13 protein-coding genes are annotated in these 13,067 nt (G+C 54.3%); all 13 read right to left on the bottom strand.

Annotated features, from left to right (window positions below; genetic code table 11):
* Positions 1–21: 21 nt before the first annotated feature.
* Positions 22–600 (bottom strand): CDP-diacylglycerol--glycerol-3-phosphate 3-phosphatidyltransferase, encoded by a 579-nt coding sequence (gene pgsA / locus ACFFSY_RS27845; protein WP_377500312.1) that lies wholly within the window; start codon positions 598–600, stop codon positions 22–24.
* Positions 597–1,925, bottom strand: coding sequence for a 30S ribosomal protein S12 methylthiotransferase RimO (gene rimO, locus ACFFSY_RS27840; RefSeq protein ID WP_377500310.1), 1,329 nt, complete (start codon positions 1,923–1,925; stop codon positions 597–599). Before rimO ends, pgsA begins: the two co-directional genes overlap by 4 nt.
* Before the next feature lie 139 nt (positions 1,926–2,064).
* Positions 2,065–2,556: a YajQ family cyclic di-GMP-binding protein gene (locus ACFFSY_RS27835; protein ID WP_377500308.1), complete on the bottom strand. Its 492-nt coding sequence runs from the start codon at positions 2,554–2,556 to the stop codon at positions 2,065–2,067.
* A 118-nt stretch (positions 2,557–2,674) separates the two neighbouring features.
* The gene (locus ACFFSY_RS27830; RefSeq protein WP_377500306.1) at positions 2,675–3,646 is read right to left on the bottom strand and encodes a helix-turn-helix domain-containing protein; all 972 of its coding nucleotides are present in this window, start codon (positions 3,644–3,646) and stop codon (positions 2,675–2,677) included.
* Between the two features lie 18 nt (positions 3,647–3,664).
* Complete coding sequence (locus ACFFSY_RS27825) at positions 3,665–4,429, bottom strand: DUF3388 domain-containing protein (protein ID WP_377500304.1); 765 nt, start codon at positions 4,427–4,429, stop codon at positions 3,665–3,667.
* A 159-nt stretch (positions 4,430–4,588) separates the two neighbouring features.
* Positions 4,589–4,834 carry a DUF3243 domain-containing protein gene (locus ACFFSY_RS27820; RefSeq protein ID WP_148928091.1) on the bottom strand — a complete coding sequence of 82 codons (246 nt, stop codon included), beginning with the start codon at positions 4,832–4,834 and terminating at the stop codon, positions 4,589–4,591.
* 135 nt (positions 4,835–4,969) lie between these two features.
* Positions 4,970–5,701: an elongation factor P 5-aminopentanone reductase gene (ymfI, locus tag ACFFSY_RS27815; RefSeq protein ID WP_377500457.1), complete on the bottom strand. Its 732-nt coding sequence runs from the start codon at positions 5,699–5,701 to the stop codon at positions 4,970–4,972.
* Between the two features lie 14 nt (positions 5,702–5,715).
* The gene (gene yfmH, locus ACFFSY_RS27810) at positions 5,716–7,002 is read right to left on the bottom strand and encodes an EF-P 5-aminopentanol modification-associated protein YfmH (protein ID WP_377500302.1); all 1,287 of its coding nucleotides are present in this window, start codon (positions 7,000–7,002) and stop codon (positions 5,716–5,718) included.
* 2 nt (positions 7,003–7,004) lie between these two features.
* On the bottom strand, positions 7,005–8,285 hold the full coding sequence (yfmF, locus tag ACFFSY_RS27805) for an EF-P 5-aminopentanol modification-associated protein YfmF (RefSeq protein WP_377500300.1): 1,281 nt from the start codon (positions 8,283–8,285) through the stop codon (positions 7,005–7,007).
* A 138-nt stretch (positions 8,286–8,423) separates the two neighbouring features.
* A complete protein-coding gene (sleB, locus tag ACFFSY_RS27800; RefSeq protein ID WP_377500298.1) occupies positions 8,424–9,239 on the bottom strand; it encodes a spore cortex-lytic enzyme in 816 nt (271 codons plus the stop codon).
* A 99-nt stretch (positions 9,240–9,338) separates the two neighbouring features.
* A complete protein-coding gene (locus ACFFSY_RS27795) occupies positions 9,339–12,026 on the bottom strand; it encodes an FtsK/SpoIIIE family DNA translocase (protein ID WP_377500296.1) in 2,688 nt (895 codons plus the stop codon).
* Between the two features lie 67 nt (positions 12,027–12,093).
* Positions 12,094–12,318 carry a YlzJ-like family protein gene (locus ACFFSY_RS27790; protein ID WP_377500294.1) on the bottom strand — a complete coding sequence of 75 codons (225 nt, stop codon included), beginning with the start codon at positions 12,316–12,318 and terminating at the stop codon, positions 12,094–12,096.
* Complete coding sequence (locus ACFFSY_RS27785) at positions 12,315–13,067, bottom strand: ClpP family protease (RefSeq protein ID WP_377500292.1); 753 nt, start codon at positions 13,065–13,067, stop codon at positions 12,315–12,317. Before ACFFSY_RS27785 ends, ACFFSY_RS27790 begins: the two co-directional genes overlap by 4 nt.

Here is a 13,067-nt window from a genome sequence, read left to right as displayed (position 1 = left end):
GATGATGCTTATACGCAAGGCCTATTCCGTCAGGGGAATAAGATTTTTGTTTTTGACGAAGTAATCGATGCCCGAATATACCGTAATAAGTGCGGCAGCCCAGCTGGAGATTTGGTCAAACGGGATATCGATAAACGTAAACGGAAAATTGTTCAGCAAGAGCGCGATGATCATCGTGATCTGCACCGCGGTTTTCCACTTGCCCCACGTGGAAGCCGCCAACACGGCGCCTTCCAGCAGCGCAATCTGACGCAGACCCGTTACGGCGAATTCGCGGCTGATGATGACGATCGCGATCCATGCATCGACCTTGTCCATCTCCACCAGGGAAATCAGGACAGCTGCCACGAGCAGCTTGTCGGCAAGCGGATCCAGCAGTTTGCCGAGATTGGTGACGATTTTGTTCTTCCGCGCGATATAGCCATCCAGACCATCCGTTGCGGCTGCAACGATGAATATCAGCGTGGCAAGGATTTGATTCCAGGTAATCGAGAAATCCTGGAAGCTGAGCTCGCTCAAATTCACGTTGATCAGCAGCAAGAACATGATGATCGGCACGAGAAAAATGCGGGCAAGCGTAATTTTGTTTGCTAAGTTCACGATAAGCCCTCCCCGGACATATCGAATTCGTAGGCGTGCGTAACCCGTACTCGCTGCATTTGTCCGATCGATGCAGTACAGTTCGTAATGAATACTTCGCCGTCGATCTCCGGAGCATCGTACTCCGAACGTCCTATGTATACATCGCTTCGGCCATCATAGCGTTCAACGAGCACGTTAATGTCGCGTCCGATATATTTGCCGCTATTGCCTTTGGAAACTTCGCGTTGAATCTCCATCAACGTGTTGGCCCGCCATTCCTTCACGTCATCCGCGACATGATCTGGCAGCCGAACCGCTGGCGTGTCTTCTTCCGCCGAATATGTGAATACGCCAAGCCGGTCGAATCTCAGCTCGCGAATAAATTCGCACAGCCGATTGAAATCCTCGTCCGTCTCGCCTGGGAAACCAACGATCATCGACGTGCGAAGCGCCACGTCCGGGATGCGTGCGCGAATCTTCTCGACCAATTCGCGGACGTCCCGCTGACGCCCTGGTCTGCGCATCCGCTTCAGGATCGTATCTTCGCTATGCTGCAGCGGCATGTCGATATAATTGCATATTTTCGGATTGGTTGCAATCGTCTCGATCAGCTCATCGGTGAAAAACCCCGGATACGCGTAATGCAGACGCACCCATTCCAAGCCTTCGATCTCGCTGACGCGATTCAGCAGCTCCGGCAGCTTGAAGCCATCGTAAATATCGGTACCGTAATTCGTTGAATCCTGCGCGATCAGACTGATCTCCTTCACGCCCTGCGCGACAAGACCTTCGGCTTCGGCCACGATCGATTCGATCGAACGGCTGCGGAACGCGCCGCGCATGATCGGAATCGAGCAGAACGTACACGCGTTGTCGCAGCCTTCCGCGATCTTGACGTACGCGGTATAACGCGGCGTCGACATGATGCGCGGCAGCTTCAGATCATAATCGAACGCCGGATGGCCAACCATCGCCGGCTTCTTCCCCCGGAGCGCTTCGTCTACGATCTCATTAATATGGTGAAAATCGCCGGTGCCGACGATCCCATCGATTTCGGGCATTTCGTCCATCAGCTGTTTCTTGTAACGCTGCGTCAAACAGCCGGATACGATGAGCGCTTTCAAACGTCCGGTCTCTTTCAGTTCAGCCATGTCAAGAATCGTATTGACCGACTCTTCTTTGGCCACGTCAATGAATCCGCACGTATTGACGATAATAACCGTCGCGTCGTCGGCTTGATCGACCAGCTGATATCCGCGTTCATGGATGAGGCCGGACATAATCTCCGAATCCACTAGGTTCTTCTCGCAGCCAAGCGTCACTACTTTAACTCGTTCTGTCATGGAACCGATCCCTTCAGTCAAGCTATCTTAACAAGTATAATACAAGCAAAATACGAATGTCAAAATAGCAGAAAGCCCCGGTTTCCGGCATCCGAAGACTTGGAAAGGGACTTTCGGCCTGTTTTATGTAGGCATCGGCTTAACGGAAATTGGTAAATTGCAATTCGATTTGCAAGTCCGCCCCGCGAAGCAAATTCATAACCGCTTGCAGATCGTCCTTCGATTTGCCGGTTACGCGAATTTGATCGCCTTGGATCTGGCTTTTCACCTTCAGCTTGGAATCGCGGATCAGCACATTAATCTTCTTGGAAACATCCTGCTCGATCCCGCTCTTCAGACGGATCTTCTGTCTGACGGTGCCCAAGGACGCCGCTTCGATTTTGCCGTAATCCAAATTCTTGATCGGAACGCCACGCTTGATCATCTTGGATTTCAGAATATCGAGCACCGCGCCAAGTTTATATTCGTCATCGGACGAGACGACCAGCTCTTCTTTCTCCAGCTTGATGCTGCTCTTGCTTCCTTTAAAATCAAAACGGGTTTCGATCTCCCGCTCCGCCTGCGTAATGGCGTTAATCATTTCCTGCATGTCCACTTTGGATACGATATCAAATGAATTTTCCGAACTCACGATGCGTCCAACTCCTTTAACGACTGTTTCGTCCCGTATTATACCTTATTCCCGTACGTAAAGAAAAGGCACCCTCCGCCATCGAACGCGGCCTGGTGCCTTCACGCTTCTCGCTGTCTTACTCGGTTACCGTATTGCTAGTCTGGCTGCCGGTTGCGTTCTCCCCAGCTGCTTGCCCATTACCTGTGCCCGTTGTACCTGCATTGGCGGTCTCCGCGAAATTCAACTGGAACCGATGCGATTTGCTCACTTTATTGCCGTCGTCGAGCAGATGGCCATCGACCTTAACCTCCACGATATTCGCTTTCGCGACGCTGATATAAGTCGGACCGGTAAACTCGCTCGTGATGCTCTCCCCGTCCTGCAGCGTCGTGTTCTCGACGTATTTGCCATTGCGGTCCTTGTTCCGAATCCCGATCCAGCAGGCGCCGCCGGTCGCTTTAATCTCGATTGTGTGTGTGCCGGTGGTGGCGATTTCGTAATAGTCCATACTGCCCGAGCTCTTCACGAGCGTTGGGATGGCGGGTGGCGGCGGCGTGACCGGTACGACCGGATCCGTGGTCACTGTCTCCGGCTTCGTCGCGTTCTGTCCGTTCGCGATGCCAGACGACGTGTTGTCCGGGTTCGTCACCGCCGGTTTCCCCGTGTCGATCTTATCGGTCAGCTTCGTCTGGTCGTCAGCGGTGTTCACGTCATCCGCCGGATTATTAATATAGAACACGTAGACGATGACAACGATCAGAATAAGGAACGACCACATGAGCGCCCGGAAGCCCCAACGGCTCCAACGGTCAGTCGTATGTACTTGCGAGCGGCGTGGACGCTGCACGGGTTCGACGGCCGGCTCCTGCGGCGGCGTTGGCATCTCGTGCTGATAAAGGCGAAGCACTTCTTCAGCGTCCAGCCCTACGGTCTCCGCATAATTTTTCACGAAAGCGCGTACGTAGAACGAACCCGGCAAAATGGAATAATCGCCATCTTCGATCGCTTCCAGGTAACGCTTGCGAATTTTCGTCAAGTCCTGTATATCATCGAGCGAATATCCGCGCTGTTCTCGCGCTTTTCGGAGCAGGGCTCCCAAATCCGACATGACCACACCTCCCTTATGTTAAAAATCGTTATAGTGTGCGGTGAAGGAATCGTAGTTGATCTCCTCGTCCGGCGTGTTACGAAGTTCGATAATATAATCAAAAGTGCTGTAATCATAGGCCGATTCCTTCACGAAAATATCCGGATGTTCGATGACCTTCGTGGAAGGCATAGCCATAATTTCTTGCAAGAGCGAATAATGCTTCTCGTTGGAGCGGACCGTGCTGACAATGCCGTCAATGATGAAGATGTTGTTCGGCGTCATCTCTTCTTCCGACAGTTGGCTGCGCACCGTCTGACGAAGGAGCGTCGAGGAGACAAAGGTCCAACGCTTATTGGAGCAGACCGATCCCGCGATAATCGACTCGGTCTTCCCTACCCGCGGCATGCCGCGCAAGCCGATGACCTGATTGCCTTCCCGCTTGAACACTTCGCCCAAGAAATCGACAAGCAAGCCAAGCTCATCGCGCGTGAATCGGAAGGTCTTCCGGTCGTCCGAATCGCGTTCGATGTAACGGCCGTGTCGAACGGCCAAAATATCGACCAAACGTGGCGAACGCAGCTTCGTGACGGTGATGTTCTCCACCTTCTGCAGCATGCGGCCCAAAATCTCGATCTTCTCTTCGTCGTTCGTCTGCAGCAGCATACCACGCGTGCGGTTCTCCACGCCGTTGATCGTCAAAATATTGACTTCCAACATACCGAGCAAGGAAGCGATATCGCCAAGCAAGCCTGGACGGTTCTTATGTATCTTATATTCCATATACCACTGTTTATACTCCATGAGACACCTCGTCCAAGGGAATCGGTCCCCTGCTTCCTTCAATTTGTTACGGTTCGAAAGATTATTCTACAATATTCGCCATACTCCTGCAATGGCAAGGAGAAATATTGCAGAAAAGCCTCCCTGAACCGGAGGCTTTCCGCAAATGGCGCTAGTCGGTTAGTTAACCAGCTTCACCATCAGCCTTGCAATCGTCTTTTTCTCTTCTTCGTTGCCCACATCCCAAATCTCTTTGAGGATGCGCTGCTCTTCGTTCTTCGGATCGACGCGCTCGTCAAGGAAAGATCCGATCTCGAAGGCCAGGTTCGAGATCGTCTCTTCATTCAATCCCATCTTCTTGGCTTGCTCGACGCGGTCGGACAAGAACTGTTTCCAGGTGTCGAAATTCGTCAGTACAGTTGTCATTGTCTGAGGCCCTCCTTAGCGTTTGACCGTTTAACGGCAACAGTCGTAGTGTACGCGCTTAGGAGTTCACTTATACGACGACGAGGGTCGCCCAAAAGTTTCATGTACGGCGCAAAAAACGAACGCATACTACCGTTATGTTAACCATCCGCCGTTCGGACTAATAATTTGCCCAGTAATATAGGATGATTCCGGAAGTGATAAGAAATATACGAGCGAAGCGATCTCTTCCGGCTGCGCGAACCGGCCAAGCGGAATTTCCGATTCAAGCGCTTCTTTCTCCCCCGCGTCCAGGTTGTCCAACATGACCGTGTCGACGGCACCAGGAGCTACGGCATTCACTGTCACGCCCGATGGGGCCAGCTCCTTGGCGAGCGCCTTCGTGAACGCGTTCATGCCGCCTTTGGTGGTCGAATACAAGACTTCGCAAGATGCGCCCGACATCCCCCATATCGACGATACGTTAATAATTCGACCGTATCGCTGGGCGATCATGGAGGGCATGAACAATTGCGTACTTAGAAACATGCCCTTCAAGTTCACGGCCATGACATCTTCCCACTCGGCTTCCGTCACGTCCGCAAGCATCCCATAATGGGCGATACCCGCGTTATTGACGAGAATGTCCGGCACCATCCCCGCCGCTTCCAGCTTCTCGCGCATCCGCAGCAGCTGTTCCTTCGAGCGCAGATCGGCAGCCACGGTCATGACGTTCGTAGCCCCCATCCGCATGCAGCTTCGGGCGGTCTCGTTAGCGGCTTCGTGCGATTGCATATAATGAATGACGACGTTCATAGACTCGGCCGCGAAGCGCCGCGCGATAGCGGCGCCGATTCCGCGGCTTCCCCCGGTCACAAGAACCGTCATTTCCTTTAATGTTTTCAAGCAGGGTCTTTCGAGACGATCGACACGGCCATCAAGTCCCAGTTAAAGTGTTCCCGCAGCCGTGCGTTAACTTCGTCCAACGTAATGTCTTCGTACACCGGCACCAGCTTGAATAAATCCGCGCCGCGGAAACGGTAACGGGTATATTCGCCTGCGATCGCTTCCGGGGAATTCAGAAGCCGGAGATAACTGCCGATTTTTTTGCGTTTCGTCCGCTCGAATGCAGCTTGGCTCAGTCCGCTTGCTTGAACCTGTTCGATCGAGGAGCGCAGCCTTGCCAGAAGCGCTTCCGGATCTTTCGTTTCGCCGCCAATGACGGAGAAGGCGTAATCTTCGGCGCTGTTGAACTCGTGTCCGAACGAATCCGAGATCAGATTGTCGTCGTATAGCGCGTGGTAAATTTGCGAACTCGAACCGAGCAGCGTGTCTAGCATCAATTTGGTTGCGATCTCCGTGCGGAGCAGCGCTTCGGATGCGAGCGGTGCGCGGTTCTCCTTGAACCCGAACAACACTTTCGGAAGCGATACCGGCAGCTGGGCCGTCTTGCGCGGCAAACGCACCGCCTCGGGCTCCGGATCGATGAAACGCTTAATTTCTCCTTGAGGTTCAAACGGCTTGGCTGCCTGGTTCCGACGGACGAGCTCCATGACCTTCTCCGGATCGACCCCACCGACGATAAACAGAAACATATTCGACGGGTGATAGAACGTTTCGTAGCAGCTGTACAACGTTTCTTTCGTTATCTTGCCGATTGACTCGGCTGTACCCGCAATGTCGATATGAATCGGATGGCTCTGGTACAAGGCATCGATCAGGCCGAAATAAACACGCCAGTCGGCATTATCCCGGTACATGTTGATTTCCTGCTCGATGATGCCCTTTTCCTTCTCCACGTTCTCGTCGGTAAAATACGGGCTCTGGACGAAGTTGATCAACGTCTCGAGATTGGCTTCGATCTGTTCAGTGGCCGAGAACAAATATACCGTCCGATCAAACGTCGTATAGGCATTGGCCGAGGCGCCTTGAGAAGCGAATGTGGCGAAAATATCGCCCGTTGGCTCTTCGAACATCTTGTGCTCTAAAAAGTGCGCGATGCCATCTGGGACCGAAATCTCCGATCCCCCGCCGACCGCGAAACGATTGTCGATCGAACCGTAACGGGTCGAGAACGTCGCATAGGTTTTGCTGAAGCCTTCCTTCGGAAGTACGACGACTTCCAGCCCGTTCGGCAGCACTTCGCGGTAGATCGTCTCCTGAACGCCAGGATAAGCGAGTTTCTCCATGCTTACGCCTCCTTTCCGTCACGCAGGAAGTATATGGTGTCCAGCTCGGTCTTGCGCGCTACGGCGGCGATTTGTTCGTTGGTAACCGCCTGCACTTGCAGCAGCAGCTCCTCAGTATCACGGACGCGCCCGCTTAGGACCGAGTTGAAATCGAAAGCGATCATCTCGCCGGCCGAATCCTGCAATTCACGCAGATGGTTGGCGATCATCGCCTTGGTCTGGCTCGTCTCCAGCTCGCTGTAGTTGCCTTCCCGCATGCTCTCGAGCTGTTCTTGAATAATCGCGGTCGCCTTCTCGAAATTACCAATTTCAATGCCCGATTGGATCGTACAAATCCCCTTATGACCATCCAGGCGGGACGCGGCGTAATATGCCAGACTTGCTTTCTCCCGTACGTTCAGGAACAGCTTGGAGTGCGGGTAGCCGCCCAATATTCCGTTAAAAAGCAGTGCCGCCGGATAATCGTCATCTGCATAGGTCGTATGCGTCCGCAGCCCCATGTTCAGCTTGCCTTGGCTCACTTCCATCCGCTCGATCACGGTGTTCACTTTACTTACATGCCGTGGGTCTGACGCTTTTGAATACCCCGCAGACTCGCCTTGCGGCATGCGGAAGGCGCTTGCGACGAGCTGCTCCACTTCAGCAAGCGAAGTATCGCCAACGACGTAGAGATCGAAGGCGGCGTTCGACAACCAATGGCGGTATTGCTCAGTCAAAGATTCCGGGGTTATGCCTTCGATATCGGCTCGTTGACCCAAAGCATGAAGCCGGTACGGCTCGCCGCTGCACATCTCTTCGATGCAGCGTTCGGCCGCATAGCGGATTTTGTCGTTCACGATCGCTTCCAGTCGTTTATTTAACGTATCTTTCTCCGCTTCTACGTACTTATCGCGGAACAAACCGTTCTCGAGCGCGGGTGCCGTCACAACTTCGCCCAGCAGCTGCAGCGACTCCGCCAACAAGGGCTGATCGGCGGAAACGAATTTGTCGTTGATGACGTCCATGCGGAATTGCACGATCTGCGCATCCCCGCGCTTATACACGTCAAAGCCGAAACCGGCTCCGTATAAATCGTCAAGCCGTTCGCGGAATGCGATCGTCTCCGGCGTCTTCTCTGTTCCCCGGCGGAGAACGAAAGGAATGAGCGCCGTCTGGGTAACGGTCTCTTCCGCAAGCGGCAAGCCTGCAAATAGTGATATGGAGAATGTCTTGAATCGTTCCGTAGGCAGCACATGCAAACGAATCCGATTGATTTGTCCTCGTTCAAACCGGGCTTTGGTCACGATTGCCGCATCCCCTTCCGTTCGAATTATAGCCTGCGCATCATAGTCAATCTATTCCAGGCCCATGGAATCTATTCCATTCTACCTGAATGGAAATGGAAGAAGCAACCCGCTTGGCGGGCTGCTTCAGCTTAGCGGCTACATGCAGAAAATATGTTTGCCGATCGTTTTCACTTGTGGCCGAGACCAGATCCATTTGCTCGTTGCGGTGTCCGGGTTGAAGTAATATATGCAGCCGCCGGTCGGATCCCAACCGTTAATGGCGTCTTGCACGGCTTTACGTGCACGTTCGTTCGGAGTTAACCAAATCTGCCCGTCCGCCACGGCCGTAAAGGCACCAGGTTGAAAAATAACCCCCGAAACCGTATTCGGGAAACTAGGCGATTTCAGCCTGTTCAGAATAACAGCCGCAACCGCGACTTGTCCTTCGTACAGCTCCCCGCGCGACTCGCCATAAACGGCGTTCGCCATCAGCCTGATATCGTTCTCCGATAAGCCCAGTCGGTTAGACTTGCTGAGCGTCGTCGCCGGCCCTGTCGATTCCGCGACCGGGCGCGATGCCGTGCCGCCAGTACCTCCCGTTCCGGTTGTACCGGATCCCGCCTTCGGCGGCAGCTCCGCGGCCGTCGGCTTGTATTTCTTCGTTGCTTCCCAAAGTTTCAGCTTCGTCTTCGACTCGACGATGCCATCGGATTTCAACCCGAACTTCCATTGAAACCAGGTCACGGCGTTTTTGGTCTTCTGCCCGAAGTCGCCATCGACTTTGCCATCGAAGAAGCCCAAGTACTTAAGCCGGCCTTGCAGCTCATAGACGTCCTTGCCGGACGAGCCGAGTTTCAATGTGGCGTTGCTAAACGTTTCGGCGGTTTTCCCGCCCCCTGCATGCCTGAGCGTGAACGCACCGAACAACAGAAGGACGATGACCAAGGTCACCGTAATTAAACGATTTCTCATCCTCAGGATCTGCCTTTCCCTTGCTAGTGGATTCTTAAGGAGCAAGCAAGCTACCTGTAGTATGAGAAAGCGCACTTCCTTCTATGCATGGATTTGGGATTAGGAGCTAATCTTTCCGGCATCGTATTGGTCAAGACTCATCAGTACTTCGCGCGGTTTGCTGCCTTCGTACGGACCGATGACGGCTTTGGCCTCCATTTGGTCAATCAGGCGGGCAGCGCGGTTGTATCCAACCCTCATCCGGCGCTGCAGCAGCGATACGGAAGCTTGTTTGGCTTCGAGCACGATCCGAACGGCTTGATCAAACAGCTCATCGAGCTGTTCATCCTGTTCGGAATCGGATTCGTCCAGCTCCGGCACCAAATCTTCTTTGTACTCTGCTTCTGCTTGGCCGCGCGAGAAATTCACGACCGCCTCCACTTCCGCATCGGATAAGAACGCCCCCTGCACCCGAATCGGCTTCGACATGCCAACCGGGAGGAACAACATGTCCCCCCTGCCGAGCAGCTTCTCCGCGCCGACCATATCCAGAATGGTACGGGAATCGACCTGCGAGGACACGCCGAACGCGATACGGGATGGAATGTTCGCCTTGATGACACCCGTAATGACGTCGACGGAAGGACGCTGGGTTGCAATAATCAAGTGAATGCCGGCCGCGCGCGCCATTTGCGCAAGTCGCGTAATCGCATCTTCCACGTCTCCAGCCGCGACCATCATCAGGTCCGCCAGCTCGTCCACGATGACGACGATGAACGGCAGGATCGCCGCCGGATTCTCCGCCATGAGCGTATTGTAGCCTTCGATATTCCGCGTGCCGGATTTGGAGAACAGCTCGTAGCGCTTCTCCATCTCGACGACGATTTTTTTGAGCGCGAGCGATGCCCTCCTAGGATCGGTTACGACGGGCGCCAACAGATGCGGAATCCCGTTATACATATTCAACTCGACCATCTTCGGGTCGATCATGAGGAACTTCACTTCATCCGGTCTGGCCTTGTACAATATACTTGTAATGATACCGTTGATACAAACGGATTTGCCCGAACCCGTGGCCCCTGCCACGAGCAAGTGCGGCATCTTCGCGAGATTGCCCACGATCGGCTGACCCGAAATATCGCGACCGAACGCAATGGAAAGCCGCGCGTTCACGCCCTGGAACGACGGCGTCTCCATGACCTCGCGCATCGTGACGACGGATACCTCCATGTTCGGGACCTCAATGCCGATGGCCGACTTGCCGGGGATTGGCGCCTCCATCCGGATATCCTTCGCCGCGAGCGCGAGCGCGATATCGTCGGTCAAACCAACGATCCGGCTTACCTTTACGCCGGTAGCAGGCTGGACTTCATAACGGGTAACCGCCGGTCCGCGCACGACGTCAAGCACCTTGGCCTTGACGCCGAAGCTCTCCAAGGTGGCCTCCAGCTTCCGCCTTGCGTCATTGGCTTCCAGTCCGTCACTTCCCCGTCCCCCGCCAGCCGGCTTGGATAATAACGAGAATGGCGGGAGCTGATAAGGCTTTTTCACCGGGAGCGGCTTAATAAGCTCCGGCTGAATATTGGAATCTTCCGATGCCAGCGCGGGACTATCGAGCAGCGACGGCTGGATTGCCATCCGTGTGCTTTCCTGTAGATCCTCGTCGTCGGCATCTTCGCGGTAATCGTCAAGATTATCGCCGCCGTCTTCCAATTCATGGGTGTTGGGCATCCAACCTGTGTCGACCGCATCGGGGATCACGTCAAGCGAAGCGACGTCTCGATCCGAAGACTGCTGCCATGGAATCTTGTCCGCTCTATCCGTGTCGTTCTCCGCCTCGTCCCGCTCCTGCAAAGCTTGCCAGCTTCCGATTGCGTCATCGTCCTCTTCATCTTGCCAGTGTGCCGATGGCTGGACGGCCTTCTTCCTCCCAGGGGATACAGCCCGCTCTTCCTCGATCATCCACTCGTGATCCGGGTCCGTGCCTTCACCCGATGTAACCGGCTGTTCCGAGAACCAAGAGAAGAATGGCAGCTTCCGCCTCGCTCTGCGAGCCGGCTCGTTCGGCAGTTCATCGTCGTCATCGTCCATATCATCGTCATCCAGCACGGCGGCAGTCGAGGCCGTTCCGCTCTTGGATAACTGCTTCGCGGGGCGTCCACCGGGCGGGAAAAGCCTAGCCTTCAGGAGCGAGAGCATGTGCCCGCCGCGTTTGCGTATAGCGCCTGCGATCTCGACGTAAGATATCCCCGTCATTAACATAATCGAGATGGCGAACATGACGACCATGACGAACCTCGATCCAAAATAACCGAACAGCATGTAGAGCAGCGTATACTGGATCGCGCCTGCATACCCACCGCTAATGGCCTGTCCTGCAACGGCTGTCTCGTCTGCCGATATCGCCGGATCTGAGTCCAGCAGCGCGGTTCTCACGTCGCTACCAAGCTCCTTCAGAATGAAGCCAGAGGATAGACCTCCTACGGGTTCGGTCTTCAGGTCCATCATCGCCATGGAGCTGTAAAGCGTCATCCCAAGGACGAACAGCAGCAGCCCGCTCTTGCGGCTTGTCCACCCCGTTGGCCACGCGCGTTTCACCATCACGACCAAGCCCACATACACGCCAACAAGCGCCAACACAAAATAAAACTTGCCCAGCAGCAGACCGAACAGTTTCGACAACGAGCGTCCTACTGCGGCTTCGCCGGACAAGGCTATGACCGAAAGCGTAATGAGAAGTATGCCATACACTTCATATTTGAGGCTCGTTCCGATCGAGCTCTTCTTTCGTTTCTTCCGTTTTGCCACATCCGTCACCTCTGGTTGCATTATACCATAGGTGGACAAATGTTCCTATGCCGACCGAACACCAAAATTACGCTTGGGGAGCCGGATAGGCGATTATTGTGCCGGGCGTATATTGCGGATTCAAATAGGCGTCCAACGGACATTCCAACAAGCGGACGATCTTCCCGATTCCCGGTGATACGGGTTCCACCTGCATCTTGATGTCGCCGATGACGATATCCACATACGGCCCCGGTTGTTCATTCATGCCGCTCAGCACAAGTTCAAGCGGCATGCTCGTATACAATGTCATTGCGGGAGACCTCCTGGCGCCTTGCTCCGCTTATGTTCGTCGATGAACCGGTTAAGGTCGCGAAGCGCATCCCCGATTCCTCCCACGGCATCGATTAACCCGTGCTTGACGGCATCCGCCCCGATTACGGTCGTCCCAATATCGCGTGTGAGCTCTCCGGTCTTAAACATCAATTCCTTGAATTTCTGCTCCGTAATATTCGAATGTGAGGTAACGAAACGCGTCACCCGCTCCTGCATTTTGTCCAAATATTCGAAGGTTTGCGGTACGCCGATGACGAGACCATTCAGCCGAATCGGATGAATCGTCATTGTTGCCGTCTCGGCGATGAACGATTTGTTAGCCGATACCGCAATCGGCACGCCGATCGAGTGGCCGCCCCCAAGCACGAGCGTCACCGTCGGTTTCGTAAGGGACGAGATCATCTCCGCGATTGCAAGACCAGCCTCCACATCTCCGCCCACCGTATTGAGCACGATCATGATGCCCTCAATCTTCGGATTCTGTTCGGCCGCAACCAATTGCGGAATCAGGTGCTCGTACTTGGTCGTCTTATTCTGTGGTGGCAGCACCAGGTGGCCTTCCACTTGACCGATGATTGTCATGCAAAAAATATTGGATTCGGCCGCCGGCGTCATCGTTTGCCCTAATTGTTGAATCGTGTCGACGATCGGATTCGGCGCTTTTTTCTCGCCGCCTTGCGGTTCAGGCTGCTCCGATTTCTCGTTCGTTGCTGCATATTCCCACAT

The organism is Paenibacillus aurantiacus, assembly GCF_042431225.1.
GTDB classification, from domain to species: Bacteria; Bacillota; Bacilli; order Paenibacillales; family Paenibacillaceae; genus Paenibacillus_Z; species Paenibacillus_Z aurantiacus.
Note: the sequence above shows the minus strand (reverse complement) of the source record. Positions and strands in the feature narration are given on the sequence as shown.

Bases quoted from the DNA above. Each gene is read 5' to 3' on its own strand.
- rimO (WP_377500310.1), bottom strand. From the start codon at position 1,925: ATGACAGAACGAGTTAAAGTAGTGACGCTTGGCTGCGAGAAGAACCTA.
- ACFFSY_RS27830 (WP_377500306.1), bottom strand. From the start codon at position 3,646: ATGTCGGATTTGGGAGCCCTGCTCCGAAAAGCGCGAGAACAGCGCGGA.
- ACFFSY_RS27825 (WP_377500304.1), bottom strand. From the start codon at position 4,429: ATGGAGTATAAACAGTGGTATATGGAATATAAGATACATAAGAACCGT.
- ACFFSY_RS27820 (WP_148928091.1), bottom strand. From the start codon at position 4,834: ATGACAACTGTACTGACGAATTTCGACACCTGGAAACAGTTCTTGTCC.
- ymfI (WP_377500457.1), bottom strand. From the start codon at position 5,701: ATGACGGTTCTTGTGACCGGGGGAAGCCGCGGAATCGGCGCCGCTATC.
- yfmH (WP_377500302.1), bottom strand. From the start codon at position 7,002: ATGGAGAAACTCGCTTATCCTGGCGTTCAGGAGACGATCTACCGCGAA.
- sleB (WP_377500298.1), bottom strand. From the start codon at position 9,239: ATGAGAAATCGTTTAATTACGGTGACCTTGGTCATCGTCCTTCTGTTG.
- ACFFSY_RS27790 (WP_377500294.1), bottom strand. From the start codon at position 12,318: ATGACATTGTATACGAGCATGCCGCTTGAACTTGTGCTGAGCGGCATG.
- ACFFSY_RS27785 (WP_377500292.1), bottom strand. From the start codon at position 13,067: ATGTGGGAATATGCAGCAACGAACGAGAAATCGGAGCAGCCTGAACCG.